We start from the raw sequence: 25,658 nt of genomic DNA on the forward strand, positions 1-25,658 counted from the left end.
GGCCGGAACGCTGGGGCAGGTGGTGGATCCGCGCATCCACTGATCGGTGGATGCGGCGCTATTCCTGCCCGTGCCGGTGTGGTGGCTTCCGGTGGTCGTTTCGCTGCCGCTGGTAGGAACCCGGGGGGACGTCGTCGGAATTCTCTGCCGGTGAGGTGACCGGCGGCGGGCTCGGCGGGGCTGTTTCCTTGCTGGTGGCGCGAATCGTGCTGTCCGGCACGTCGGCGGTCGCCGGGGGTGGCACCGGACTCGCGGTGAGTGTGGTGATCGCTGTCGGCGGAGCGGACGACGGCACGGCCGGCGGTGGCACCGGCTCCCCGGCCGCGTCCCCGGCCGAGGACGGCCACAGCGCCCACACACCCAGCCCACCGAACGCAACCACTGCCGCCCCCGCAACGATCAGGGATCGCACCGGACGACGCCCGACCGACGGGGCCGTTTCCGCACTGGCTCCGTCGAGCAGCTCGTCAAGGCCGGACAACTCCGCCGTCGCCGGGCCGCCTGCCGCGGCCAGTTGCGCGGCCGCGGAGCCGCTTCGGTCGTCCAGCGCCCCGCCGAACACACCCTCCGGTACCGCCGGACCGTCCGTCACGGGCCGCTGCGCGCGAGGCGCACCGTCGATCCGCGGCATCGGCGCCGTCTCGGACATCCGCACCAGGCGCGCGACGGACTCCAGATCACCGGCCTCACCCGGCTCCGTGCCGGCCATCCCGACCTCCAGCCGCCGGAACACCCGCACGGCACGACCGGCGGCCAGATCCTAGGGACCGTCCACCTACCTTGTAAACCACGGCTGCCGAACGGGCGCACGTAGGCCAAGGCTGTGAAGGGGCCCTTCACGGACTCTGAGTCTGTGAAGGGCCCCTTCACAGACTTCAGGCTCCCGGCGCGCAGACCGAGTGAGCGCCGGTCACTGCCCTGCGAGCCCCGCGTGCGTCTCCCGCAGTGTGCGCTTCACGATCTTGCCGCTGGGGTTCTTCGGCAACGCGGCCACGAACACCACGTACTTCGGGCACTTGAACCCGGCCAGGTGCTCCCGGGTGTGCGCGAGCACCGCCTCCTCGGTCAGCGTCACGCCTTCGCGCGGCACCACCGCAGCGGTCACCGCCTCGATCCAGTGCGGATGCGACACCCCGAATACCGCTACCTCGGCCACCCCGTCAAGCAGGTAGAGCGCTTCCTCCACCTCGCGGCTGGCGACATTCTCGCCGCCGGTCTTGATCATGTCCTTCTTCCGGTCCACCACCGACAGATAGCCCTCGGCGTCCAGCACGCCGAGGTCGCCCGAGTGGAACCAGCCGCCCTCGAACGCGGCGGCCGTCTTCTCCTCGTCCTCGTAGTAGCCGAGCGTGGCGTGCGGGCTGCGGTGCACGATTTCGCCGACTTCGCCGGGCGGCAGGGCGCGGCCCTCGTCGTCGACGATCCGCGTCTCCACATTCAGCGCCGCGCGGCCGGCCGAACCCGCCTTCGCCAGTTGCTCGTGCGGCTGCAGGATGGTGGCCAGCGGCGCCATCTCGGTCTGTCCGTAGAAGTTCCACAGCTGCACGTCCGGCAGCCTGCGCGCCAGCTCCCGCAGTACCTCAACCGGCATCGGCGACGCCCCGTAGTAGCCCTTCCTCAGGCTCGACAGATCGGTTTCATCGAAAGCCGGGTGGCGCAGCAGGGAAATCCACACCGTCGGCGGGGCGAACAGCTTCGTCGCCCGTTCCCGCGCCACGGCCGCGAGCAGCGCCGCCGGATCCGGGCCGGGCAGGATCACGCTCGTCGCGCCGAGGTAGACGTCGACCGAGAAGAAGCAGTCCAGCTGCGCGCAGTGGTAGAGCGGCAGGGAGTGCACCTCGATGTCGTCGCCGGACATGCCGCCGTCGAGCGCGCACGAAACGTACTGGCTGAGCAGTGAACGGCTGGACAGCAGCACCCCTTTCGGCCGCGATTCGGTCCCGGAGGTGTACATCAGGCGCAGCGGATCGTCGTCGGCCACGAGGACGTTCGGCGCCGATTCGTCGCCCGGCCCGTCGATCCAGTCCGTGACGCTCGCCCAGCCGTCGCCGGAACCGCCGATCCGGGCGCGCAGCACGCCGGTCTTGCCCGCCCGCTCCAGCGCGGCCGCAGCGGTGTCCAGCAGCGCATCCTCCGCGATCAGCCCGGAGACGTCGGCGTGACCGAGGATGTAGGCGATCTCCTCGGCGCCGAGCATGAAGTTGACCGGCACCAGCACCAGCCCGAGCTTCGCGGCGGCGAACACCAGTACCGCGAACTCCCGGTTGTTGTGGCTCAACAAGGCGAGCCGGTCACCCTTGACGAGGCCGCGCGCAGCCAGCGCATGCGCACACCGGTTGACCGACGCGTCGAACTCCCGGTAGGTGACCCGCCACTCCCCCGCCACGACGGCGATCCGGTCCGGATGACGCAGCGCAGCGCGGCGCACCATGTCGCCGACCGCGTGCTGCCGGGCGTGCTCGATGGCTTCGGTCGTCTCGGCGCGGTACTGGCTGGGCATAGCCGGAGTCTCATCCACTGCCCGGACCAGCGCAACCTGCCGGTGATCACCGCACCGGCCCCCCTCGGAACGGCCGGGAAGATCGAGGCGGCTCAGCCGTCCTTCGCCCACACCCGGACCGCGGCCGCCACCAGGATCCCGGCCGCGCCGAGCACGATCCCGGCCACCAGCAACCCCGAGGCGATCAGTCCGAGCGCGGCAACGCCGAACAACGCCACCTCAAGGAAGAACCGCGTCGGCTCCGGCGCCCGGCGTTTCGCCTTGGGCGCCACCACGAACATCCAGATCACTGCGGCCAGCGCCGGCCACAGGACCCCCGCCAGCACATCGAGCAGCACGCCCCCGCCGAGCCGGGCACCCGCCACCGCGAGCCCGGCCAGCAGCGCCAGCTCGGTGCAGAACCGGATGACCAGCACGAAGCCGCCGAAGCCGCGCAGCGCGGGAGGAGTCGTGGTCACCCCGGCAGCGTAACGGCCCCGGCCGGTCGATCGCCCAACCGCCCTGCCCGGCGACTTCCCGCCCGAAATGCCCCAGCCGAAAGGCTGTGAAGGGAACCTTTTGCGCGGCGACCCCCAGCCGAAAAGCTGGTATTCCGCGCCGCAGTACGTACCAACCGGATTCCCTCACGATCCACCTGGCGCGCCGGCGCCCGGCCCTTGGCCACGGCGGCGCCGTGGCCAAGGGCCGGGCAGCCGCCTCCCGGATTTCACGATGCGCAACCGACCGGACCACCCCGGACCACCGGACCGCCTCCCCGACATTCTCCCCTGGACCCCGCCCCCATCCCGTCAATTCCTGCCCACGCCCCGTCGCCTCCGGCTGACCAGCGGCTTTCCCGGCATTCGAAGTGACCGGCCGACCACCCAGCGTCACCCCGGCGCCCGGCTTCGCAACATCTTGGCAATCACCTTGACACCGACTGTGGTCCGGACCACTCTCTCCATATTGGTCTACACCATTCGGCAGAGCGGCCCGGGGTGGCCTGCTCCGAAAGGACGGGACGAGTGAAGCGCTGGCTCAAGCTGGCGGCCGGGGCCGCCGCCATCACGCTCGCGACCGCCGGGTGCGCCGGCTCCGGCGGGAGTCCGGACGCCGCGGCACCGGGCGGTGGACAGGGTGGCACGCTGACGGTCTGGCTGATGACCGGCTCCGCGCCGGAGAGTCTCACCCAGGAGCTGAACCGGGAGTTCGAAGCAGCCCATCCGGGCGTCAAGGTCGACTACCAAGTCCAGCAGTGGAACGGGATCCAGCAGAAGCTGACCACCGCGCTGGCCGGCGACACCCCGCCGGACGTGATCGAGGTCGGCAGCACGCAGACGCCGGCGTTCGAGGCGCAGGGCGTGCTGCAGGACCTCACCGGCGACGTGGCGAACCTCAACGGTGCCCAGTGGCTGGCTGGGCTCAAGGCTTCCGGCGAGTACGAGGGCAAGACCTACGGCGTGCCTTTCTACGCCGCGAGCCGGGAGGTCATCTACCGCAAGGATATGTTCGAGCAGGCGGGCATCACCAAGCCGCCCGCGTCGAACCAGGAATGGCTCGACGCGATCGCCAGGCTGAAGGCGAAGTTCGGCAGTGACAAGGACTTCCAGCCGCTCTACCTGCCGGGCCAGAACTGGTACGCACTGCTGTCGCTTATCTGGGACAACGGCGGTGAGGTCGCCAAGTCCGGCGGCAAGGGCTTCAAGTCCACTCTGGACAGTCCAGGGTCGAAGGCGGGCCTCGAATTCTACAAACAGCTCGTGGACGCCTCGGGCACCACCGCACCGAAGGACAACGACGAGGCCAACCCGCAGCAGGCCGGCATCTACGGCGGCGGCAAGGTCGCGATGTTCATCGGCACGCCGAGCGAGCTGCCGACCGCGGCGAAGACCGATCCGGGCATCACCGCGAAGACCGGCGCGTTCCCGATCCCCTCGCGCACCGGCGGGGCCGGCGCCCCGGTGTTCCTCGGCGGCTCGAACCTGGTCGTGCCGGTCAACAGCAAGCACATCGACCTGGCCAAGGACTACCTGAAGCTGCTGACCGGCGCCAAGTACATGACGCAGATGGCCGCGGCGGGCACCGTGCCGGGCACCTCCACCGACGTCGCCGCGCTGGCCAAGGACCCGCTCGGCGCGGTGATGGCGCAGACCTCGAAGAACGGCCGCACGGTGCCGGCCAGCCCGAAGTGGGGTGAAGTCGAATCCGGGCAGAACCCGATCAAGGACATGCTCACCGCGTACCTGACCGGAAAGAAGAGCCTGGACCAGGCGACCGCGGACGCGAACACCGCGCTCGACAAGATCATCGGCGGATGACCGCGACGAAGGACGCACTGCTGCCGGCGGGGCCGCCCCCGCCGGCAGCGGCTCGCGTCGGTCTCGTGAAACGAGTGTGGAGCCGCGGCCAGCTGACCCCGTATCTGCTGCTCCTGCCCGCCCTCGCCGCGGTGCTGGTGCTGCTCGGCTGGCCCACCGTGCAGATGCTCGGCATCAGCCTGCGCAAGCTCGACCTGCGCGAACTGGTGACCGGCAAGGCGATCTGGGTGGGCCTGCAGAACTACACCGACGCCCTCACCGATCCGGAGTTCTGGACGGTCACCGTCCGCACCGTCGTCTTCACGGCCGCGCTGGTGGCCACGACGCTGCTGATCGCCCTGCTGATCGCGGTGCTCATGCGCCATCTGAACCCGGTGGTGCGGATCGTCGTGCAGATCTCGCTGGTGCTGGCCTGGGCGGTGCCGGTGATCTCCACGACGACGGTGTTCCAATGGATTTTCGACCAGCAGTACGGAATCCTCAACAAGACGCTCGACAAGCTGGGGTTCCACTCGTTCATCGGCTACTCCTGGTTCGCCAGCGGCACCAGCACCCTGGTCGTGATCGGCCTGCTGGTGCTCTGGCAGGCGGTGCCGTTCGTCGCGTTCACGCTCTACGCCGGGCTGCTCGGGGTGCCGCGCGAGCAGTACGAGGCGGCCGGGATCGACGGCGCCGGGCCGTGGCAGACCTTCCGCGCGGTGACCTGGCCGGTGATCCGGCCGATCCTGACCATGGTCACGTTCCTGTCCCTGCTGTGGGACTTCACTATGTTCGCGCAGGTCTGGGCGATCCGCCAAGGCGGTCCGGACGGCGCCAGCACCACGCTGGCCATCCTGCAGTATCTCAAGGGCATCGCGGGCAGCCACTTCGGTTCGGCCGCGGCGATCGCCACCATCATGCTGGTGCTGCTGCTGGCGGTCACCGCCCGGTACGTGCAACTGCTGGTGCGGAGCAAGGACGGTGAACTCGCGTGAGAAAGTCCTTGGCCCAGCGGATCACGCTGTCCGTGCTCGGCGTGCTCGTCGCACTGGTGTTCCTGTTCCCGACGTACTGGATGTTCACCACCGCGCTGAAGACGCCGGGCGAGATCCTGTCGCCGAAATTCGATCTGCTCCCCTCGTCGGCGACGTTGTCGAACTTCGCTTCGGCGCTGACGAAGCCCGGCTTCCTGACCTATCTCGGCAACAGCCTGATCGTCACGCTCGGCGCGGTGCTCGCGGCGCTGGTGGTCGGGGTGCTGGCGGCGATTCCGCTGGCCCGGTTCCGCTTCCGCGGGCGCAAGGGGTTCCTGCTGCTGGTCCTGGTCGCGCAGCTCGCCCCGCTGTCCGCGCTGTTCATCCCGATGTACCTGCTGATGCGCGACATCGGGCTGCTGAACACGCTGCCCTCGCTACTGCTGGTGTACTTCGCGACTTCACTGCCGTTCACCGTGTGGATGCTCTACGGGTTCGTCAACGGGATCCCCTACGATCTCGAAGAGGCCGCGATGATCGACGGGTGCAGCCGGACCGGCGCGTTCCGCCGGGTCACCCTGCCGCTGCTCGGTCCCGGGCTCGTCACCACCTCGGTGTTCAGCTTCATCACCGCGTGGAACGAGTTCCTGTTCGCGCTGGTGTTCATGCGGGACCAGGCGAAGCAGACGCTGCCGGTGTGGCTGTCCTCGTTCCGCACCGCGTTCTCCGTGGACTGGGGCGGAGTGATGGCCGCGTCGGTGGTCTACGCGATCCCCGCGGTGGTGTTCTTCCTGATCGTGCAACGAAAACTCGTGTCCGGCATGACCGCCGGCGCGGTGAAGGGATAGCCGATGCCGAACCTCCGCAGCTGGGCCGAAGCCGTGCTGCTGCCCGGTTTCGCCGGTACGACCGCCCCGGAGTGGCTGCTGCGGCGGCTCGCGGACGGCCTCGGCGGGGTGATCCTGTTCGGCCGCAACGTGGTCGACGACGAGCAGGTCGCCGCGCTCACCTCCGCCCTGCGCGCCGAACGCGAGGACGTCGTGGTCGGCATCGACGAGGAAGGCGGCGACGTCACCCGGCTGGACGTCGCCACCGGTTCCTTCGTGCCCGGCCCGCTCGCGCTCGGCGCCACCGGGGACCCGGAACTCACCACGTCCGTCGCGGCGGCGCTCGGCGAACGGCTCGCCGCGTGCGGGGTGACGGTGAACCTGGCCCCGTGCGCCGACCTGACGCTCGCCGCGGAAGACCCGATCATCGGTGTACGGGCGTTCGGCACGGATCCGGCGACCGCCGCCCCGCACGTCGCGGCGTACGTGACAGGGCTGCAAAAGTACGGCGTGGCAGCCTGCGCGAAGCACTTCCCCGGCCACGGCGCGGCGACCGAGGATTCGCACGTCACGCTCCCCGTCCTCCCCCGGACGCCGGAGGAACTGCGCTCCATCGAGCTGGTCCCGTTCGCCGCGGCCATCCAGGCGGGTGTGCGCTCGGTGATGTCGGGCCACCTCGTGATCCCCGACTGGGGCGAGGCCCCGGCGACGCTGAACCGGACCGCGCTCACCGAGGTGCTGCGGGGCGAACTCGGCTTCACCGGTGCGGTAATCACGGATGCCCTGGAGATGGGTGCCATCTCCGGCGCCTACGGCAGGCACGACGGGCTGGGCGACGCCGCGGTACGGGCGCTGGCCGCCGGGGCGGACGCGTTGTGCATCGGTGGCGCCGCGTTCGACGTCGCCACCCTGGACCGGGTCACCGCAACGATCGTGACAGCCGTCGCCGAGGGAACCCTGCCCGAGGAACGCCTCGCCGATGCAGCCTCCCGGACGGCCTCGCTGGGCACCTCCCCGTCCGCCGCCCCGCTACGCCCGGTCGACCACACGCTGGGGATGGCAGCCGCTCGCGCCGCACTGCGGATCACCGGCACACCCGCCCTCGCCGGACCACCGCTGGTCCTCGACGTACGCACCGACCCGACCCTCGCGGCCGGGCCGATGCCGTGGGGCCTGGGACCACACCTGACCGAGCTGGTCCCCGGCACTCGGGCACTCACCGTCGGCCCCGGCGATGCGGAGCAGGTGCTCGCCGAGGCCGCATCGTGGCCGAGCGTCGTGGTGGTCACCCGGGAAGCACACCGGCACCCGGCAGTGCGGGAACTCCTCGACCGGCTGTCCACTGTAGACTACATTCGAGTGGAGACCGGGGCACCCGGCCCGGCCTCCGGGGAGCGGCCGCGGATCGATACGTTCAGCGGGTCGTTCGTGAGCCTGCGCGCGGCTGCGGAGTATCTGGCCTGAACGAGGCGCCTCACGTGGTCGCCACCCGGCCACGCGGCACCCTCGATCGAGAGTCCATAGTGGACCAGACGAAGGCCCCACCCGACATCCGGGAGCCGGCCGCGAATCGACACATTCAGCAGTGGATCTGCGATCCCTGCACGAAGCCGCGCAGCGCGGGAGGAGTCGTGGTCACCCCCGCAGCGTAACGGCCCCGGCCGGTCGATCACCCAACCGCCCTGCCCGGCGACTTCCCGCCCGAAATGCCCCAGCCGAAAGGCTGTGAAGGGAACCTTTTGCGCGGCGACCCCCAGCCGAAAGAATAGCAGAATTCGATCACCAGCTCCGCGACGGTCACGTCCAAGGGCGTGCCGAACGTCGCGGCAGTACCAAAAAACTCAGCTCCCTGCCACGACGGCGGTACCGCAACGGCACGAAGATGTCGCCGGGACCAGGGATCTCCACCTCCGGAACCGGTTGCGCGCACGGATAACCGCGTAGCTCGGCGAGCCCCGGATCGGCAGTCTGCTCAACCTGGCGGCGGAGCCGGCCTAGCAGGTGCGCGCGCCACTCCCCCAGATTCAGCACGTGCGGCGCCATCCCCGTCCGGGTGGAGGGCGACCCGCAGGACGTTGACCGGACCGTCCAGCAATTTCGGCGAAACACCCTCGATGAGCGCGGAATCCGTTGCCGGACAAGGAGATTCACGAAGACTCGTGGTGCCGGGTCAGCGACCCGGCACCGCCTCAGCGACCGCGCACGTCGTCGGTGAACTGCTGCTGGCACTGCTCGATCTTGGTCCGCTCGCCGTTCGCCTGGTTCAGGCAGTCCTGCAGATTGGTCAGCTGATTGCCGAACTTCGCGAAAATCGACCCGACCAGCACGGCCAGCAGCACGCCGATCACCAGGCCGATCGAGCCGGTGACCACACCGGAGATCGACATACCCTTGTTCGTGGCCTCCCCGCGGTTCGCGCGTTTGATGCCGAGGATGCCGAAGATCAGCGCGAGGACGCCGAGCACGATGCCGCCCCACACGGTCCAGCACAGCACGAGGGCCAGAATGCCCAGCACCAGCGCCGTAACCCCGAAACCGTTGCGCGGCGTCACCGGCTGCCCGTACCCCGGGGGCGGCGGGGCGGGATAGGACCCGTCCGGGTTCCCCGGATACTGCGCGGGTTGCGGGTACTGCGGGGCCTGGGGGTACTGGGGTGTCTGCGGGTGCTGCGGGGTCTGATCGTCGGGCGTGCTCATCGTCCTGGTCCCTTTCCGCCACGGGCGTGCTGCCCCGGCGCGAACCTTATCGACCGAGACGCCCGATTGTTACCGACCGCCACGACCGTGACAGATTCGTGCCGGTCGCGCGACCCCGGACGGCGGCGCAGGTCAGCCCGTGCGGCGGGAATTGCGACGCTGAGTCAGCTCGTCCGGCACGACGGCCTCGACCACTCCACCGTCCGCGCGTTCGGCGGGGAACTCGTGGATAGTGCCGCTGATCTCCTGCATCGCCCCGCTGACCGCGATACCGAACACGCCCTGGCCGCCCTGCAGCAGGTCGACGATCTCCTCCGGCGAGGTGCACTCGTACACCGTGGTGCCGTCGGAGAACAGCGTGACCTTGGCCAGATCCCGCACCCCGCGTACCCGCAGGTGCTCGACCGCGACCCGGATGTTCTGCAGCGACACCCCGGTGTCCAGCAGCCGCTTGACCACCTTGAGGACCAGGATGTCCTTGAACGAGTACAGCCGCTGGGAACCAGACCCGTGCGCGGTGCGGATGCTCGGCGCGATCAGCTTCGTGCGCGCCCAGTAGTCCAGCTGACGGTAGGTGATCCCGGCGATCTGACAGGCCGCCGGTCCGCGGTAGCCAACCAGTTCGTCGGGCAGCGAGGCGTCGGGGAACAGCTCACCCTGCTCCCCGTCCGCGGCACGAACAGGCGGCCTCTCCGGACTACCAGCCTCGACCACGCAAGCCTCCCCTCGCCCGACCCGGCGGCCGGCGAACCACAGCCGGCCGGACCCAGGAGCGGGATCGACCGGGGAGTATCGGCCACGACCGCTCGCGGTCGGCGAATCACATCGTGGCGATTTACCGCCTTCGACGGTAAGGCCGCGCCGCGAGCCGGTCAACGCGACGCGCGGCGGACCTCAACGCCGTATCGAGAGTTGGCCCGTTCGCCGTATCGGAGAGCACTTCCGTCCCTCGCCCGCACAACCCCGTCGACAATCTTACTCAGGGGTGTTACTTTTTACTCATGCAAGTAATTCCGGACAGCCGGGCCGAACTCGGCCTCAGCATCACCGAGGCCACCACCCGGGCACAGATCATCGGGGCGACGATCGCGACGATCGCCGAGCAGGGCTACGCGCGCACCACCTTCACGCGAATCAAGGAGCGGGCCGGGCTCAGCAGCACGCGACTGATCTCGTATCACTTCACGAACAAAGCCGGTCTCCTGCAAGCAGTGTTGAGCACCGTCGTCGAAACAAGAACGCAATACCTCAGCGAACACAGCACGGGGATCGACCCGGGCGACCGGCGCGGAAACCTGCGCGCATACCTGGAAACCTCCGTAGCGTTCCTCCGCGATTACCCTCAGTGCGTACAGGTTCTCGTCGAACTGGGTGCGCACACCGGGGATCGGGACGGCTGGTCGATGACCGGCGTGATGCTGACGCAGGTGCGCACGGGATTCGTGCAACGGCAACTGGAACAGGGCAAACGGGAAGGGGTCTTCGGCGACATCTCCGCCGATGTGGTCGCGCTGTCGATCGCGCAGGCCGTGGACGGGGTGGCGGCCGCCTACGCCGCCGATCCGGCTCTCGATCTGGATCGGTACGGGCGGGAACTCGCGGATCTGTTCGACCGCGCCACGGCTGTCCGGTAATCCACGGGAAATACTCCGGTGCGAGCGGGGAGCCAGGCCCCGCTCACCGGCGGGCGGCTCAGGTGTCGGCGCCGCGGAAATCCTCAGGGGACACCGAATCGAGGAATTCGCGGAACTTCTCGACCTCGTCCTCCTGCTCGTCCGGGATGATCAGGCCCGCCTCCTCCAGCACCGCGTCCACGGCGTGGATGGGCACCCCGATCCGCAGCGCCAGTGCGACCGAGTCGCTGGGCCGCGCGGACACCCGGACATCCCCGTCGAAGACCAGCTCGGCGAAGAACGTGCCTTCCTTGAGGTCGGTGATCACGACCTGTTCCAGTTCCCGGCCGAGCGCGCCGATGACCTCCTTGAGCAGGTCGTGCGTCAGTGGCCGGGCGGGTCGGACTCCCTGCTGCTCCAAGGCGATCGCGGTGGCTTCGACCGAGCCGATCCAGATCGGCAGGTACCGCTCGCCCTCGGTCTCCCGCAGCAACAAGATCGGCTGATTGGCGGGCAGTTCGACCCGCACGCCGACGACGCGCATCTCGCTCATCGGGCTTCGCCTCCCTCTCGTGCACACGGGCTGCAGCGCTTGCGACGTTCTCGCGCCGTTGGTTCCGACGCTACCCGTCATCCGGGCGCTGTGCTCGCTAGTGGCGGACATTCTCGGTTCGCGGCGGCGCAAACCGTCTCTTCTCACGGTACGGCATGCACGCGCGAACATTCAGTCATTGACAACCGCCGCGCAACGTTTCTCACATCGCCGGCGGGCACCGGGCCGGGTTCAATCGCCGGCGACGCTCCGGATCCCGGCTTTCACGAGCAGTGTGTGCAAGGTGACCGACAGTGCGGCCAGCTCCCGGACCAACTCGTCGGCGCGGGCCTTCGCGTCCGCGTCGCGATGGCGGTACACGGGGGTCACGATCTGCTCCAGCAAACCCACTTCGCGGTCGGCCGCGGCGCGGAAGGCACGCAGATGTCTCGGCTCGATACCGAACTCGGTCAGTGCCCGCGCGGTCCGCGCGATCAGCACCGACTCGGGACCGAAGAACCCGGCCGGACCGGGCCGCAGCAGGCCGTACTGGCACAGCTCGGCCAGCGCCTGCTCGTCGATGCCGGCCTGTGCCAGCAGGTCCTCCTGGGTCAGCCGGGTGTCCGGTCCCGGCTCGAAGTCCGCCGCCGCGGGCAGTCCCGCCGTGCTCGGATCGCCCAGCGGGACCAGGCGGCGCGGCAGCCGCGGCACGGCCGGGACCGCCGCATCCGGCTCGGCTCCGGCGTCGGCCGCGTCCAGCTGTTCCTTGATGACCTTCAGCGGCAGGTAGTGATCGCGCTGTGCGGACAGCACGAACCGCAGGCGTTCGACGTCCGCCGGGGCGAACTGCCGGTAGCCCGAGGGCGTGCGGCCCGGCCGGACCAGTCCTTCGGCTTCCAGGAACCGGATCTTGGAGATGGTGACATCGGGGAAGTCGCCGCGCAGCTGCGCGAGCACCGCCCCGATGCTCATCCCCTCGCGCCGGGCCTGGTAGCGACCGGGCCGGCCGGCCGCCGTCACTGCGCCCCCTGGCCCCCCTGGCCCGGGCCGGTCAGGAAGACCAGGCGGAACTTGCCGATCTGCACCTCGTCGCCGCCGGCCAGCACGGCCTGGTCCACCGGCTCGCGGTTGACGTAGGTGCCGTTCAGGCTGCCCACGTCGATCACCACGAACTCGCCGCCCTCACGCCGGAATTCGGCGTGCCGGCGGGAGACCGTGACGTCGTCGAGGAAGATGTCGCTGTCCGGGTGCCGTCCCGCGCTGGTGGTGTCGCGGTCCAGCAGGAAGCGGGACCCCGCGTTGGGGCCGCGCTTGACGACCAGGAGTGCGGAACCCGGCGGCAGGGCGTCGACGCCCTGTACCGGGGCTTCCGCGGCCGGGCCGGACTCCTGGGCTTCGACGTCGGCCAGGAAATCGGCCCGGAAGACAGAGGTCCGCTCCGGAGACTGCTCCGGGGGAACGCCGGGCCCGTCGTTCGTGCTCACCTGAGCTCTCCTCTACACAAGATGTTGCCATCGACCAAGAACGTGCGGTGGTCAACGTACCGTGCCTGCCCGGTTCCGGGGCCCGCGGCTCCCCCGAAACCGTCAGCCGGGCAGGAGTGCCTGGTAGGCCTCGGCCTCCAGCAGCGCGTCCAGGCCCGCCGGGTCGTCCAGCCGGATCTCGACCAGCCAGCCCTCGCCGTAGGGATCGGAGTTGATCAGCTCCGGCGCGTCGGTCACCGCGGCGTTGACCGCGACCACCTCGCCGCCCACCGGAGCGAACAGCTCGGACACGCTCTTGGTCGATTCGACCTCGCCGAACGCGTCGCCCGCGCCGAGCCGCCGTCCGGTCTCGGGCAGCTCGACGAACACCACGTCACCGAGCTGGCCCTGGGCGTACTCGGTGATGCCCACCCGCACCAGCGAGCCGTCCCGGACCGCGACCCACTCGTGTTCCTCGGTATAGCGCAGCTCCTCCGGAATCGTCAACGCCCTCCCCTTTCCTGGTACCGGAATCGGTCCCGGGTAAGTCTTCCACTACGCGGTGCGCAGCGCGCGCACTGCCTGGACCACATAGAGGACCCCGGACCAGACATAGAGCACGCCGCCCCAGATCATGAACGCGTACGCGATCGGGCGGGCGATCGCGGCGAGCGTGGAGCCACCCTGGGTGACCAGCAGGAACGGGAACGCGTACATCAGCACGAACGTCGCCCCCTTGCCGATGTAGGTCACCTCGGGCGGGGAGAACCCGCGGCGGCGCAGCACCAGCACGCACACGCCGAGCACCAGCTCCCGCACCACCAGCGGCGCCACCACCCACCACGGGATGATGTCGCGCAGCAGGAACGCGACGAGCGTGGCGAGGATGTAGAGCCGGTCCGCGGCCGGGTCGAGCAGCTGGCCGAGCCGCGACATCTGGTCGAGCCACCGGGCGAGCTTGCCGTCGAGCCAGTCGGTGAGTGCGGAGAAGATGAGCAGGGCCAGCGCCCAGCCGTCCTCCTTCGGCCCGAGCAGCAGCCAGAGGAACACCGGCACCCCGGCCAGCCGCGCCAGCGACAGCAGGTTGGGCACGGTCAGCGCCTGCCGCAGCAGGGAGGGCTCGGTCTCGGGGGCCGTGGTCACGGACCAAGCCTAGAGTCACCCGGTTCGCCGGGTTTCGCCGCCACGGGATGGGTGGGTCTTGGTAAGTCCGGGGCCGGGGTCTGCCCCACGGAGGGCAGGAGCGGGGTCGGCGGTGGGGTTTGCGTCGGGGTGGTGGCTTCGGGACTCCGGTGGACGTGCAGGCGCGGCGCCGGGCTCGCAGGCCAAGTGGGGTCGGCAGCGCGCACGGGACGGGTGTCGCGGCGGAAGCAGGCCAAGCGGGGTCACCCGGTGCGAGCGGCCCGCTCGCACCGGCCCCTGGGACGACGCCACCGCCCGGCGTCGAGGCCGGGCCGCAGGCCCGAACCGCCCGGTACCGGGCGAACCGGCCACGAGCGCGACGGACCCGACGATCCGGGGATGACCGGACGGAATGTGCGCAGCCAGTACGATCCTGATCGCTTGGAGTGAGCAAGGGCGGAGGAGTCCTGCGCGACCGGATCCGGCCGCCGACGATGGGCAGGTCGGCCGCGAAGGGCAAGTCACCGTAAGACGGCCATTGGCTTCCGGCATGCGGCTTCGGGCTTCGGGCTTTGAGCTTCCGGCTTCCGGCTTCCGGCAAAGTTGGTCGAGGACTCGTGATCAGCAGAGAGAGTCGTGGCTGCCGCGTCATCATCGACGGCGCCTGCCATCTTTCGTCGATCACGCCCGGCAGCAGGCGAAGCAGAGGTGTTCGAGACGCGCGACCACCTCGTGGTGTATGCGCCGGACCTGTCTCGGGTCTGTGAAGGGGCCCTTCACGGACTCTGAGTCCGTGAAGGGCCCCTTCACAGACCTCCGCGGTCTGCGCCCCCTCACACCGACTTTGCCGACACCCTGCCGGCTTCGGCTTCGGGCTTTGAGCTTCCGGCTTTGCGGCATCCGGCTTCGGGCTTCGGGCTTCGGGCTTCGGGCTTCGGGCTTCGGGCTTCGTCCAGGCTTCCAGCATCCGGCCCAGCCGAACCCAAGCCGTCCGGGGATGTCCGGCCGCCCGGAGACCCGGGATCCGGCGCCGCGGCACCCGATCGTCCGAAAACCGCGATCCGACGCGGGCCGGGACGCTCGGCCGCTCGGAGGCCCGGGATCCGGCCGGGGCCGCGAAACCCAGCCGCGCGGAAGTTTCAACCATCCCAAAACCCGAATCCGGCCCGACCCGGGAAGTTCGACCCATCCGCAAACCCGGGATCCGGCCGGGGCCGCGAAACCCAGCCGCGCGGAAGTTTCAACCATCCCAAAACCGGAATCCGGCCCAGCCCGGGAAATTCGGCCCATCCGCAAACCCGGGATCCGCCGGGGCCGCACCCGATCGTCCGAGGACCGGGATCCGGTGCGGCAAGTCAGGAGAACCGGCCGCGCGAGCACGTTCAGCCGCGCAGGAAGTTCGGCTGTGCGGCATGCTCAGCGGGACCGGCGGTGCGTCCAGCCGCGGCGGCGGAGCTGGGCGGTGCTGAGGGCTTCGGGGCGGCCCCGGTCGTCGCAGCCGACCCAGCGGGGGCGGCCGCGGCCGGATTCGAGGACGTACGGGCGGTCGCTGCACCACACGACGCTGCAGGGGGCGGTGGGCGGTTCGGCCGGCTCCGGGCCGGTGGCGGCTTCGGTGCTCATTCTGTGCGCTGCTCGTGCTTCCTGACGCGATCCTCGCGTCGGCGACGGGTTTCGGGGATCCGGGCGCACCGGGTGCGTCCATCCGGTATTTCGGCGGCGGGGAGCCCGGCGTTAACGAACCGGCCGAATATTCCTCCGATCGATTCCCCGGAACCCCAGCGGGTTTCACGATGTGGAACGGACCCGTCCGTCCACAGTAGACGGGGACGGGGCGCGCCGGTGCCGTGTCGCTGCGCGCCGCGGGAGCGTTGACGGGCGACAATGAACGCCGAGCAGCCCACGGCGAAAGGACCCCGGTGCGCCTGTCGAAGTCCGTGTCCGGCCCGGTGTGCGTGGCCGCGCTGTCCCTCGTGTGCACCGCCTGTTCGGGGGATCCAGCGCCACCACCGCCACCGACAGCAACGTCGTCCGCAGCCAGCGCCGCGCCCTCGCCGAGTACGCACGCTCCTCCCCCGTTGCCGGCGGCCGCGGAGACGACGGCACAGCAGCCGGCTCCGAAATCCGCTGCCCCGCCGCGGAAGGCGTCCCCCGCGCCGGCACCGGCGCCGGGGACCTGCGGCACGATCACCGCGGCCAGCGGGCTGACGCTTTACGTCTACGACAGCCGGGCGAGCGGCGTCTCCTGTGCCGACGCGACGTCGCTGGTCAAGAAGTTCCACGCGACGATCGCCGGGCGGCAGAGTGCCGGCTCGAACGCCGCGGTGGACGCGACCGTCGACGGATGGTTGTGCACCTCGGGCCCGCCCGCCGCCCAGGGCGGCACCACCTGCAGCAAGGGCGAGCAGACCGTATTGGCCGCGGTGGTGCCGGCCGAATAGCCCGGCGGGGTCAGGACTTCAGGTCCGGAAAGTCCTCCTCGCGGAACTCGCCCGCGGGCCGCCGGCCCTCCTGCTCCCGGCCGCGCAGCTCGACCCGGCGGATCTTGCCGGAGATCGTCTTCGGCAAGTCGGCGAACTGGAGCCGCCGGATCCGCTTGTACGGCGCGAGATGTTCCCGTGCGTAGGCGAGGATCTCGCGCGCGGTGGCCGCGTCCGGTTCGTGGCCCGCGGTGAGCACGACGTAGGCCTTGGGCACGGCCAGCCGGATCGGATCCGGCGCCGGCACCACCGCCGCCTCGGCGACCGCTTCGTGTTCGAGCAGCACGCTTTCCAGCTCGAACGGCGAGATCCGGTAGTCGGAAGCCTTGAACACGTCGTCGGTGCGGCCGACGTAGGTTAGGTAGCCGCGTTCGTCAATCGAGCCGACGTCGCCGGTGTGGTAGTAGCCGCCGCTGAACGCGGCCGACGTGCGCTCGTCGTCGGCGGCGTAACCGGACATCAGGCCGACCGGCCGGCGCGCCAGGTCGAGGCAGATCTCGCCCTCGGCCGCGCGCTCGCCGGTGAGCGGGTCCACGAGCGCCACCACGAACCCGGGCAGCGGACGGCCCATCGAACCCGGGACCACGTCCTGACCGGGAGTGTTGGCGATCTGGACGCTGCTCTCGGTCTGCCCGAAACCGTCGCGGATCGTGACGCCCCAGGACTTTTCGACCTGGCCGATCACCTCCGGGTTCAACGGCTCCCCGGCGCCGACGACCTTCTTCGGCGGCGTGCGCAGCGCACCGAGGTCGGCCTGGATCAGCATCCGCCACACCGTGGGCGGGGCGCAGAAGCTGGTGACGCCACAGCGATCCATCTGGGCCATCAGCGCCACCGCGTCGAAGCGCGTGTAGTTGTACAGGAACACCGTCGCCTCGGCGTTCCATGGCGCGAACACGTTGCTCCACGCGTGCTTGGCCCAGCCGGGCGAGGAGATGTTCAGGTGCACGTCGCCCGGTTCCAGGCCGATCCAGTACATTGTGGACAGATGGCCCACCGGATAGGACACCTGGGTGTGCTGCACCAGTTTCGGCTGCGCGGTGGTGCCGGAGGTGAAGTACAGCAGCAGTGGGTCGCCCGCCGCAGTCGGCCCGTCCGGGGTGAACTCCGCGGGTTCGGCATACGCGGAGGAGTACGCGTGCCAGCCGGGCACCGGGTCGCCCACCGCGATCCGCGTGTAGTCGCCTTCGATGCCGGCGAACTTCTCCGCGTCGGCCGAGCGCACCACGACGTGCCGGGCCTGCCCGCGCGCGACCCGGTCGGCGAGGTCGGCCGGGCCGAGCAGGGTGGAGGCCGGGATGATCACCGCGCCGAGCTTGATCGCGGCGAGGATGGTCTCCCACAGCTCGCCCTGGTTGCCCAGCATCAGGATCAGCCGGTCGCCGCGGGCCACGCCGAGCCGGCGCAGCCAGTTCGCCACCCGGGCGGAGCGTTCCGCCATCTCCGGGTAGGTCCAGCGGTTCTCGGCGCCGTCCTCCTCGACGATCCACAGCGCGTACCGCCGCGCGTTCGCCGGATCGCGGGCCACCACGTCGAACCAGTCCAGCGCCCAGTTGAACTCCGCCGGCTGCGGCCAGGAGAAGTCGCGGTACGCGGTGTCGTAGTCCGTCCGGTGCGCCAGCAGGTAGTCGCGTGCCTCCCGGAACTCCCGGTGGCCCGCCGAAGCCTCATCGCTCACGTCGTACTCCTCAGCTGCTCGGCCCTGTCGCCTGTTCTACTCGCCCTTGAACTCGGGCGCGCGCCGCTCCAGGAAGGACTGGATCGCCTCCTGCAGATCCTTGCTGGGCAGGAACGCGGAATTCCACGCGGCGACGTACCGCAGGCCGTCGGCGATCTGGCGCTCGGTGTTGGCCGAGAGCACCTGCTTGGTGCCCTGCACGACCAGCGGCGGGTTGGCGGCGATCTCCGCGGCCAGCTCGCGGGCCTTCGCCAGGAGCGTCTCCTGGTCCGGGTACACGTCGTTCACCAGCCCGATCCGCTCCGCGCGGGCGGCGTCCACGTCGCGGCCGGTCAGCGCCAGCTCCCGGGCGTGCCCCTCGCCGACGATGGTGGTGATCCGCTGCAGGCTGCCGAGGTCCGCGACGATGGCGACCTTCACCTCGCGCACGCTGAACTTGGCGTCCGCGCCGGCCAGCCGGATGTCCGCGGCGGTGATCACGTCCACGCCGCCGCCGATGCACCAGCCGGAGACCGCGGCGATCACCGGCTTGCGGCAGGCCGCGATCGAGCTGACGGCGGCCTGGAGCCGGCCGATCACCGCGTGGAAGTCGGTCCGCGGGCCGGCCAGCGCGTCCCCGGCCAGCAGCGGCGCCCACTGGCCCATCATGGCGGGCAAGTCGAGCCCGTAGGAGAAGTGCCGGCCCTGACCGGTCAGCACGATCGCGCGGACCCGCGGGTCGGCGTCCAGCGCGCCGAACACTTCCGGCAGCTCCCGCCAGAAGTCCGGGCCCATCGCGTTGCCCTTGCCGGGGCCGAGCAGGGTGACCTCGGCGACCGGGCCGTCCAGGCGGACTTCCAGGGACACCAGGCCGGAGCAGGGGGCTTCGGGTGCGCTCATAAGGTCATCTTGGCGCATCCGCGGCGCCCCGGACCATCCCGGTTGACATCCGGTTGACAGCGTGCCAACGCGGTCGCGGGATGCTTTCCTGGAGATCCACCGGACGCGGGCCGCCCGTGCCGGTGCGAGGGAGGTGAGCATGACCCAGGCTTCCGCACCCGCCGAGGACGCGCCCGGTGCGGTGCCCGGCGTACCCCGGCGGTCCCGCCCGATCGAGCTGGCCGGTTCGTTCCGGTACGACGGGCACCGGCTCTGCTACACCGAGTTCGGCCGCGGCGACCGCGTCGTGGTGCTGATGCACGGGATCATGTTCACGCGGCGGATGCACGCGCCGCTGGCCCGGAAACTCGCCGGGGCGGGGCTGCGCGTGGTCACCCTCGATCTGCTCGGGCACGGCGATTCGGACCGGCCGACCCAGTCGTGGCGCTACTCGATGCCCGCTTTCGGCGAACAGGCGCTCGCTCTGCTGGATCACCTCGGCGTGCCGGACGCGGTGCTCGGCGGCACCTCGCTCGGCGCGAACGTGGCGCTGGAGGCCGGGGTCCTGGCGCCCGAGCGGGCGCGCGGGCTGGTGGTGGAGATGCCGGTGCTGGACAACGCGATCGTGGGCGGATTGCTCACCTTCGCGCCGCTGCTGTTCGCCGCGCGGTTCCTGCCGCTGGCGGTGCGCGGGGTGGCGGTCGCGGCGCAGCTGGTGCCGCACGGCAACCAGTGGGTCGACGTGGTCACCGACACGCTGTCGCAAGAGCCGGAGCCGATGGCCGCGCTGCTGCACGGCGTGCTGTTCGGCCGGATCGCGCCGCCGAAGTCGGTCCGGCACGAGATCACCGCGCCAACGCTGGTGATCGGGCACGAGGGCGACCCGATCCACCCGTTCGGCGATGCCGGCGGCCTGGCCGCGGACCTGCCGAACGCGGAGTTCCTGCGCGCCCGCAGCCCGATCGAACTCCGGTTCGACCCGAAGCGGCTCACCACGGCGATCCGCGACTTCGCGTTCCGCTGCTACCCGTCCTGACCGCGAGTCGGGCCGGCGACCGGGGTGTCCGCCTTCCAGCGGCGCCTTGGCGGACAAGGGCAGCGCGTTCCACGCCGATCAGCCGACAGCCTGGCCGCGGACGCGCAGTTCCTGCACGCCCGCAGCCCCGTCGACCCCAACCACTGGCCGCAGGGTCCCGGCAAAGTCGGTCGAGGACCCGTGATCAGCAGAGTGCCGTGGCTGCCGCGTCATCATCGGTGGTGCCTGCCCTGTTCGTCGGTTGCGCCCGGCCCGGGGGTGAAGCAGTGGTGTTCGAGGTGCGCGACCACCTCGTGGTGTGTGCCGGACCTGTCTCGGGTCTGTGAAGGGGCCCTTCACAGACTCAGAGTCCGTGAAGGGCCCCTTCACAGACCTCCGCAGTCTGCGCAGGGCCCCTCACGCCGACTTTGCCGACACCCTGACCACTGGCCGCGGCAGTCCGCGACTTCGCGTTCCGCTGCTACCCGTCCTGACCGCGGGTCAGACCGGCCACCGGGCCGAAGACGATCACCGCGGGCGGGCGGACCCCCGCGGCCTCCGCGTCGTCGACGATGTCGGACAGGGTGGAACGCAATGCGCGCTGTGTACGCATGGTGCCGTCCTCGATGACCGCCACGGGGGTGTCTGCCGGACGCCCGCCCTCCAAGAGCGCCTTCGCGAACAACGGCAGCCGTTCCACTCCCATCATCAGCACGATGGTGCCGCGCATCCGGGCGAGCAGGGACCAGTCGACGAGGGAACGGTCGTCACCGGGCGCGACATGGCCGGACACCACGACGACCTCGTGCGCGACGCCGCGGTGCGTCACCGGTACGTCTGCGACGGCGGGTACGGCGAAGGCGCTGGTAATGCCCGGCACCATGGTCACCGGTACGCCCGCTTCGGCGCATGCCTGTACTTCTTCGAAGCCACGGCCGAACAGGTACGGGTCACCGCCCTTCAGCCGGACGACGAACTTCCCTTCGCGGGCCTTCTCGATCAGCGTGCTGTTGATGAAGGCCTGGCTCGCCGCACGCCCGTACGGGATCTTCGCCGCGTCGACGACTTCGACTTCCGGCGCCAGATCGTCGAGTAGCTCTCGTGGCGCGAGACGGTCTGCGACAACCACGTCGGCGCGCGAGAGCAGCCGACGCGCTCGTACGGTGATCAGGTCGGGATCACCGGGACCACCGCCGACCAGCGCGACGCCGGGGAGGTCTTCTGTCGTGGCCGCATGGACACGGTCGTCGTCGACGGTGCCGGAGTGGAGGCCGTCGAGGATGCTGTCGCGTACGGCGGCCGAGCGCAGCGGCTCGCCACCGGACAGCACACCGAAGAGCAACCCGCCGTGTCGCCCGGTCGCCGGGGTCACTGCGCTTCCGGACACGCCTTCGTCAGCGCGTACGCAGAACACGCGCTCCTTCTCGGCCTCCGCGCACACCGCGGCGTTCACCTCGGCGTCGTCGGTGCACGCGAGCGCGTACCAGGCCGCTGTGAGGTCGCCTTCGGCGTAGCGACGCTCGTGCCAGACCAGTTCGCCTGCGTCGGCCATCGCGCCGACTGCAGGCGTCGTGTGCGGCGAGACCAGCTCCACGCGCGCGCCCGCGCGCAAGAGCCGCGGCAGGCGACGCTGAGCGACGGAGCCACCGCCCACCACCACGACGCGGCGGCCGGCGAGCTGCAGTCCGGAGAGGTAGTGCGGGTCGTCCATGCCCGAAGTCTGCCTGGCCGCCTCCTCCCCCGCGCGCCCAGGTCGGCAGAAGGCCGTGAAGGGGCCCTTCACGGACTCTGAGTCCGTGAAGGACCCCTTCACGGCTTTGATCTCAGCCGCGGGCGGCGGAGGGGTAGGGCAGCAACGCCATCTCGCGAGCGTTCTTGATCGCGACGGCGACCTGTTTCTGCTGCTGCGGGGTCAGGCCGGTCACCCGGCGAGCCCGGATCTTGCCGCGGTCGGAGATGAACTTCCGCAGCAGATCGATGTTCTTCCAGTCGACCGTCTTGACCCTCGCGGCGTGCAGCGGGTTGACGCGGCGACGCTGGAGGACGCGGTCACGGTTCGGCTTCGGCATCGCGGTCACCAGCTCGACTTCGAGACGCCGGGCAGCTCGCCGTTGTGCGCCATCTGCCGCATCCGGACCCGGGACAGGCCGAACTTGCGCAGGTAGCCACGCGGGCGGCCGTCGGCGGTGTCGCGGTTCCGGATCCGGGTCGGGCTCGCGTCCCGCGGCATCCGCTGCAGCGCGACCACCGCGTCGGCCTTCTCCTCCGGGGACGAACCGGGCGAAGCGATCACCGCTTTCAGCTCACGCCGCCGCTGGACATACCGCGCGGCGATCACCTTGCGCTGCTCGTTCTTCGCGATCTTCGACTTCTTCGCCATCAGCGTTCTTCCTTGAATTCCACGTGCTTGCGCGCGACCGGGTCGTACTTGCGCAACACCATGCGGTCCGGGTTGTTGCGCCGGTTCTTCTTCGTCACGTACGTGTAGCCGGTGCCCGCGGTCGAGCGCAGCTTGACGATCGGCCGGATGTCGGTGCTCTTGGCCATCTAGAACTTCACCCCCTTCGCCACGAGGTCGGCGACCACGGCGTCGATGCCGCGCTTGTCGATCGTCTTCATGCCCTTCACGGACACCTTCAGCCGCACCGTCCGGCCGAGGCTCGGCACGAAGTAGCGGCGGGTCTGCAGATTGGGCTCCCAGCGCCGCGAGGTGCGGCGGTGCGAATGCGAGACCTGCTTGCCGTAGCCCGGCTTGCGGCCGGTGACCTGGCACACGGCTGACACGGACCCTCCCGATTTGGTAGTGACATTCGTTTTCATCTAGGCTGCGACTGTACCCCGATCCGTCCCCTGGAGTCCCAGTGCCCCTTCCCCCGCGTGTGCCGCTCGTGCTCGTGAGCGGCCTCGCCCCGGCCCCGAACGACGAACTCGCCGCGCTCCTGCACGGCGGCCCCGGCACCGCCGTCGTCCACCACGACCTGCGTGAGATCTCCTCCGGCGTGGTGCGCCGCCGGCTGCGGCTCGGCGCCCGCGACGAGCTGACCGTGCTGGAGCTGGCCCACGGCTGCGTCAACTGCACGCTGCGCGAGGATCTGCTGCCGCTGCTGCGCCGGCTCGCCCGGATGCCGGAGGTGGACCGGATCGTCGTGCGGCTCGACGAGGCGATGGAGCCCGAGCCGGTGAGCTGGGCGATCAGCAATGTGCTGGTCGACGACCGGCCGGTGCTCGACGACGTCCAGCCCGAGGCGGTGTTCGCTGTGCTGGACCGCGCGACCTGGCTCGCCGACGCGACCGGCGACGAACTGCTCGCCGAGCGTGGCCTGCAGGGCAGCCCCGAGGACGAGCGGACCGTCGCGCAGGTCGCGCTCGCCCAGGTCGAATCCGCGGACGTGCTCGTGCTTGCCGGCGCCGCCACCGACGCCTGGCGTGCGGCCAAAGCCGCCGCGGTCCTGGACCGCGTCGCGCCCGGCGTGCCCCGCGTGGAACTCGGCCGCACCGACGTGGCCGACTTGTTCGCCGCGATCCCGGCCGACGCCCGCCGGGGCGAGGTCACCGACATGCACGGCGCGCTGCTGCGCGGCGCGCCGCCGCTGCAGGCGGACTGCGGCATCGAGCTGCACACCTTCACCGCACAGCGGCCGTTCCACCCGGAACGCCTGCATGACGCGATCGACGTGCTGCTCGACGGCGTGGTCCGCACCCGCGGTCGCGCCTGGGTGGCCAGCCAGCCGGACGTGGCGTTCTGGATCGAGTCCGCGGGCGGCGGCCTCGGCATCGGCCACGCCGGGCCGTGGCTCGCCTCGCCGTCCGGTCCGGACTGGGCCGAGGTCTCCCCCGAGCGCCGCACGCTCGCCTCGCTGCGCTGGGACCCGGTGTACGGCGATCGCGCGCAGGAACTCGTGGTGGTGACCGACCAGGCGAGCCCGGACGAGATCGAGGCCGCGCTGCATGGCGCGCTGCTCACCGACGCCGAGCTGGCTGAGGGCGAAGACGCCTGGCGTGCGTACCCCGATCCGTTCGGGGAATGGCACGAGGACCCGTGCGAGGACTTCGCCGAGACCGACGAGATCGAACGGCATGCCAATGCCGCCAACCGGAAGGACGAAACGCAGTGAAACCCGGCATCCATCCCGACTACCACCCGGTGGTGTTCAAGGACTCGTCGACCGGCGACGCGTTCCTCACCCGCTCCACCGCGACCTCGGACCGCACCGTCGACTGGTCCGACGGGCACACCTACCCGCTGGTCGTGGTGGACATCAGCGCCTGGTCGCACCCGTTCTGGACGGGCAACCAGCGGATCGTCGACTCGGCGGGCCAGGTGGAGAAGTTCCACCGCCGCTACGGGAAGCGGGGTGCGCGCTGATGGCCGTGCCGAAGCGGAAGACCTCGCGCAGCAACACCCGCAGCCGCCGCGCGCAGTGGAAGGCCGCGGTGCCGGATCTGGTGCCGATCGTGGTCGACGGCGAGCGGAAACTGGTGCCGCGCAAGCTGATCAAGCACTTCCAGCGGCTCGGCCGGTGAGCCTGCCGGTCACCGTCCTTTCCGGATTCCTCGGTGCCGGGAAGACCACGCTGCTCAACCACATCCTCGGCAATCGCGAGGGACTGCGCGTCGCGGTGATCGTGAACGACATGAGCGAGGTGAACATCGACGCCGCCCTCGTGCGGGACGGGGTTTCCCGCACCGAGGAGCGGCTGGTCGAGATGACCAACGGGTGCATCTGCTGCACCCTGCGCGAGGATCTGCTGGACGAGGTGGCGCGGCTGTGCGCCGAAGGCCGGTTCGACCACCTGCTCATCGAGTCGAGCGGGATTTCCGAGCCGATGCCGGTCGCGGCCACGTTCTCCTTCCCCGGCGAGGACGGTGCACCGGTGCTCACCGGTGCCCGGCTGGACACCATGGTGACGGTGGTGGACGCGGTGAACTTCGCCCGCGAACTGGCCGCCGGCGAGTCCCTTGCGGACCGCCGGATCGATCAGTACGAGGGCGACGAGCGCACCGTCAGCGACCTGCTGATGGACCAGGTCGAGTTCGCCGATGTGCTGCTGCTGAACAAAACCGACCTGGTCTCCCCCGCCGAACGCGACCGGCTGGTCGCGACCCTGCGGCGGCTGAACCCGGCCGCCGACGTGGTCACCGCGGCGTTCGGCCGGGTCCCGCTGGAGCGGGTGTTCGGCACCGGCCGCTACGACGCCGAACGGGCACAGCAGGCGCCCGGCTGGGTCGCCGAGCTCAACGGCGACCACGTGCCGGAGACCGAGGAGTACGGCATCTCCAGCGTGGTGTTCCGTGCGGACCAGGCCTTCGATCCGTTACGGCTGTGGGATTTCGTCACCGGACGGCTGGATTCCGGCGAGTTCGGCACGGTGCTGCGGTCGAAGGGATTCTTCAGCCTCGCCTCCCGGCCGGGCACGCTCGGCCTCTGGTCCCAGGCCGGTTCGGTGGCCCGTTTCGAACCTCAGGGCGTCGTCGACGAACCCCGGCAGGAGCTGGTGTTCATCGGCATCGGACTCGCCGGGGACGCCCTGCTTTCCGCGCTGACGGACTGCCTGTCCACCGTGCCCGCGAGCGCCGATCCGTTCCCCGAGTGGGAACCGGTGCACGTCCACTGAGGACACTCG

Annotated in this window: 29 protein-coding genes and 1 pseudogene; 11 read left to right on the plus strand and 19 right to left on the minus strand. The window is 70.4% G+C overall.

Translation table 11 applies throughout. From position 1 onward, the window contains the following. Window positions 1–58: 58 nt before the first annotated feature. The 3 genes from ATK36_RS05785 to ATK36_RS05795 all read right to left on the minus strand — a co-directional run bounded on the left by ATK36_RS05785 (window position 59) and on the right by ATK36_RS05795 (window position 2,958). Window positions 59–709, minus strand: a complete 651-nt coding sequence (locus ATK36_RS05785; RefSeq protein WP_141544378.1) for a hypothetical protein — start codon at window positions 707–709, stop codon at window positions 59–61. Between the two features lie 201 nt (window positions 710–910). Next, window positions 911–2,500, minus strand: coding sequence for a fatty acyl-CoA synthetase (locus ATK36_RS05790; protein WP_098510148.1), 1,590 nt, complete (start codon window positions 2,498–2,500; stop codon window positions 911–913). Between the two features lie 92 nt (window positions 2,501–2,592). Then, the gene (locus tag ATK36_RS05795) at window positions 2,593–2,958 is read right to left on the minus strand and encodes a YrdB family protein (RefSeq protein WP_098510149.1); all 366 of its coding nucleotides are present in this window, start codon (window positions 2,956–2,958) and stop codon (window positions 2,593–2,595) included. Window positions 2,959–3,504: 546 nt separating this feature from the next. Between ATK36_RS05795 and ATK36_RS05800 the strand changes: the two genes are divergently transcribed. Genes ATK36_RS05800 through ATK36_RS05815 form a run of 4 tightly spaced genes read left to right on the plus strand, consistent with a single transcriptional unit; the run spans window position 3,505 to window position 8,041 of the window. After that, window positions 3,505–4,797, plus strand: a complete 1,293-nt coding sequence (locus ATK36_RS05800) for a sugar ABC transporter substrate-binding protein (RefSeq protein WP_098510150.1) — start codon at window positions 3,505–3,507, stop codon at window positions 4,795–4,797. Beyond that, the gene (locus ATK36_RS05805) at window positions 4,794–5,771 is read left to right on the plus strand and encodes a carbohydrate ABC transporter permease (RefSeq protein WP_098510151.1); all 978 of its coding nucleotides are present in this window, start codon (window positions 4,794–4,796) and stop codon (window positions 5,769–5,771) included. The genes ATK36_RS05800 and ATK36_RS05805 overlap by 4 nt, the downstream gene beginning before the upstream one ends. After that, window positions 5,768–6,598 carry a carbohydrate ABC transporter permease gene (locus tag ATK36_RS05810; RefSeq protein ID WP_098510152.1) on the plus strand — a complete coding sequence of 277 codons (831 nt, stop codon included), beginning with the start codon at window positions 5,768–5,770 and terminating at the stop codon, window positions 6,596–6,598. The genes ATK36_RS05805 and ATK36_RS05810 overlap by 4 nt, the downstream gene beginning before the upstream one ends. Window positions 6,599–6,601: 3 nt before the next feature. Further along, window positions 6,602–8,041, plus strand: a complete 1,440-nt coding sequence (locus ATK36_RS05815) for a glycoside hydrolase family 3 protein (RefSeq protein ID WP_098510153.1) — start codon at window positions 6,602–6,604, stop codon at window positions 8,039–8,041. Between the two features lie 205 nt (window positions 8,042–8,246). Here ATK36_RS05815 and ATK36_RS33290 read toward each other — a convergent pair. The 3 genes and pseudogenes from ATK36_RS33290 to ATK36_RS05830 form a co-directional block, all read right to left on the minus strand. Continuing rightward, a pseudogene (locus tag ATK36_RS33290) lies at window positions 8,247–8,684 on the minus strand (MmyB family transcriptional regulator); the annotation flags it as partial. Window positions 8,685–8,766: 82 nt separating this feature from the next. Beyond that, on the minus strand, window positions 8,767–9,273 hold the full coding sequence (locus tag ATK36_RS05825; protein WP_098510154.1) for a DUF4190 domain-containing protein: 507 nt from the start codon (window positions 9,271–9,273) through the stop codon (window positions 8,767–8,769). A 132-nt stretch (window positions 9,274–9,405) separates the two neighbouring features. Beyond that, window positions 9,406–9,987 (minus strand): MerR family transcriptional regulator, encoded by a 582-nt coding sequence (locus ATK36_RS05830; RefSeq protein ID WP_098510155.1) that lies wholly within the window; start codon window positions 9,985–9,987, stop codon window positions 9,406–9,408. Window positions 9,988–10,274: 287 nt separating this feature from the next. Here ATK36_RS05830 and ATK36_RS05835 point away from each other — a divergent pair, with 287 nt between their 5' ends. Continuing rightward, window positions 10,275–10,907, plus strand: coding sequence for a TetR/AcrR family transcriptional regulator (locus ATK36_RS05835; RefSeq protein ID WP_098510156.1), 633 nt, complete (start codon window positions 10,275–10,277; stop codon window positions 10,905–10,907). 58 nt (window positions 10,908–10,965) lie between these two features. Here the strand turns inward: ATK36_RS05835 and ATK36_RS05840 are convergent, their stop codons facing one another. The 6 genes from ATK36_RS05840 to ATK36_RS05865 all read right to left on the minus strand — a co-directional run bounded on the left by ATK36_RS05840 (window position 10,966) and on the right by ATK36_RS05865 (window position 15,626). Then, a complete protein-coding gene (locus ATK36_RS05840; RefSeq protein ID WP_098510157.1) occupies window positions 10,966–11,439 on the minus strand; it encodes a bifunctional nuclease family protein in 474 nt (157 codons plus the stop codon). 231 nt (window positions 11,440–11,670) lie between these two features. Then, window positions 11,671–12,438: a transcriptional regulator FtsR gene (ftsR, locus tag ATK36_RS05845; protein ID WP_170069610.1), complete on the minus strand. Its 768-nt coding sequence runs from the start codon at window positions 12,436–12,438 to the stop codon at window positions 11,671–11,673. After that, entirely contained in the window at window positions 12,435–12,902 is a 468-nt protein-coding gene (gene garA / locus ATK36_RS05850; RefSeq protein WP_098510159.1) for a glycogen accumulation regulator GarA, read from the minus strand. The genes ftsR and garA overlap by 4 nt, the downstream gene beginning before the upstream one ends. A gap of 102 nt (window positions 12,903–13,004) precedes the next feature. Beyond that, a complete protein-coding gene (gene gcvH / locus ATK36_RS05855) occupies window positions 13,005–13,388 on the minus strand; it encodes a glycine cleavage system protein GcvH (RefSeq protein ID WP_098510160.1) in 384 nt (127 codons plus the stop codon). Window positions 13,389–13,436: 48 nt separating this feature from the next. Next, window positions 13,437–14,024, minus strand: coding sequence for a cardiolipin synthase ClsA (gene clsA, locus ATK36_RS05860; RefSeq protein ID WP_098510161.1), 588 nt, complete (start codon window positions 14,022–14,024; stop codon window positions 13,437–13,439). A 1,395-nt stretch (window positions 14,025–15,419) separates the two neighbouring features. Then, window positions 15,420–15,626 (minus strand): hypothetical protein, encoded by a 207-nt coding sequence (locus ATK36_RS05865; protein ID WP_098510162.1) that lies wholly within the window; start codon window positions 15,624–15,626, stop codon window positions 15,420–15,422. Window positions 15,627–15,922: 296 nt separating this feature from the next. On the opposite strand from ATK36_RS05865, the gene ATK36_RS31290 reads away from it, so the two are divergent. Beyond that, entirely contained in the window at window positions 15,923–16,444 is a 522-nt protein-coding gene (locus ATK36_RS31290; RefSeq protein WP_245914357.1) for a hypothetical protein, read from the plus strand. 10 nt (window positions 16,445–16,454) lie between these two features. Here the strand turns inward: ATK36_RS31290 and ATK36_RS05875 are convergent, their stop codons facing one another. Together ATK36_RS05875 and ATK36_RS05880 are read right to left on the minus strand one after the other, a co-directional pair. Further along, the gene (locus ATK36_RS05875) at window positions 16,455–18,161 is read right to left on the minus strand and encodes an AMP-binding protein (protein ID WP_098510163.1); all 1,707 of its coding nucleotides are present in this window, start codon (window positions 18,159–18,161) and stop codon (window positions 16,455–16,457) included. 36 nt (window positions 18,162–18,197) lie between these two features. Next, entirely contained in the window at window positions 18,198–19,040 is an 843-nt protein-coding gene (locus ATK36_RS05880; protein WP_098510164.1) for a crotonase/enoyl-CoA hydratase family protein, read from the minus strand. A gap of 139 nt (window positions 19,041–19,179) precedes the next feature. Here ATK36_RS05880 and ATK36_RS05885 point away from each other — a divergent pair, with 139 nt between their 5' ends. After that, on the plus strand, window positions 19,180–20,055 hold the full coding sequence (locus ATK36_RS05885; protein ID WP_098510165.1) for an alpha/beta fold hydrolase: 876 nt from the start codon (window positions 19,180–19,182) through the stop codon (window positions 20,053–20,055). Between the two features lie 460 nt (window positions 20,056–20,515). On the opposite strand, the gene cobA is transcribed toward ATK36_RS05885, so the two are convergent. The 5 genes from cobA to rpmB all read right to left on the minus strand — a co-directional run bounded on the left by cobA (window position 20,516) and on the right by rpmB (window position 22,818). Further along, window positions 20,516–21,745 carry a uroporphyrinogen-III C-methyltransferase gene (gene cobA / locus ATK36_RS05890; RefSeq protein ID WP_098510166.1) on the minus strand — a complete coding sequence of 410 codons (1,230 nt, stop codon included), beginning with the start codon at window positions 21,743–21,745 and terminating at the stop codon, window positions 20,516–20,518. A gap of 112 nt (window positions 21,746–21,857) precedes the next feature. Beyond that, a complete protein-coding gene (gene rpsR / locus ATK36_RS05895; RefSeq protein ID WP_098510167.1) occupies window positions 21,858–22,112 on the minus strand; it encodes a 30S ribosomal protein S18 in 255 nt (84 codons plus the stop codon). Next, a complete protein-coding gene (gene rpsN, locus ATK36_RS05900) occupies window positions 22,109–22,414 on the minus strand; it encodes a 30S ribosomal protein S14 (RefSeq protein WP_098510168.1) in 306 nt (101 codons plus the stop codon). Before rpsN ends, rpsR begins: the two co-directional genes overlap by 4 nt. After that, the gene (gene rpmG / locus ATK36_RS05905) at window positions 22,414–22,581 is read right to left on the minus strand and encodes a 50S ribosomal protein L33 (RefSeq protein ID WP_037805699.1); all 168 of its coding nucleotides are present in this window, start codon (window positions 22,579–22,581) and stop codon (window positions 22,414–22,416) included. Before rpmG ends, rpsN begins: the two co-directional genes overlap by 1 nt. Further along, window positions 22,582–22,818 (minus strand): 50S ribosomal protein L28, encoded by a 237-nt coding sequence (gene rpmB, locus ATK36_RS05910; RefSeq protein WP_098510169.1) that lies wholly within the window; start codon window positions 22,816–22,818, stop codon window positions 22,582–22,584. It abuts the gene before it with no gap. A gap of 77 nt (window positions 22,819–22,895) precedes the next feature. On the opposite strand from rpmB, the gene mrf reads away from it, so the two are divergent. From mrf to ATK36_RS05930, 4 genes are read left to right on the plus strand one after another with little or no spacing between them, the layout of a single operon-like run. Next, the gene (gene mrf / locus ATK36_RS05915) at window positions 22,896–24,149 is read left to right on the plus strand and encodes a ribosome hibernation factor-recruiting GTPase MRF (protein ID WP_098510170.1); all 1,254 of its coding nucleotides are present in this window, start codon (window positions 22,896–22,898) and stop codon (window positions 24,147–24,149) included. Continuing rightward, window positions 24,146–24,400, plus strand: a complete 255-nt coding sequence (locus ATK36_RS05920) for a type B 50S ribosomal protein L31 (protein WP_098510171.1) — start codon at window positions 24,146–24,148, stop codon at window positions 24,398–24,400. The genes mrf and ATK36_RS05920 overlap by 4 nt, the downstream gene beginning before the upstream one ends. Further along, window positions 24,400–24,558 carry a 50S ribosomal protein L32 gene (gene rpmF, locus ATK36_RS05925; RefSeq protein ID WP_098510172.1) on the plus strand — a complete coding sequence of 53 codons (159 nt, stop codon included), beginning with the start codon at window positions 24,400–24,402 and terminating at the stop codon, window positions 24,556–24,558. The genes ATK36_RS05920 and rpmF overlap by 1 nt, the downstream gene beginning before the upstream one ends. Next, complete coding sequence (locus ATK36_RS05930; protein WP_098510173.1) at window positions 24,555–25,649, plus strand: GTP-binding protein; 1,095 nt, start codon at window positions 24,555–24,557, stop codon at window positions 25,647–25,649. The genes rpmF and ATK36_RS05930 overlap by 4 nt, the downstream gene beginning before the upstream one ends. Window positions 25,650–25,658 lie beyond the last annotated feature (9 nt).

Origin of the sequence: Amycolatopsis sulphurea, from assembly GCF_002564045.1 — a bacterium.
Classification (GTDB): Bacteria; Actinomycetota; Actinomycetes; order Mycobacteriales; family Pseudonocardiaceae; genus Amycolatopsis; species Amycolatopsis sulphurea.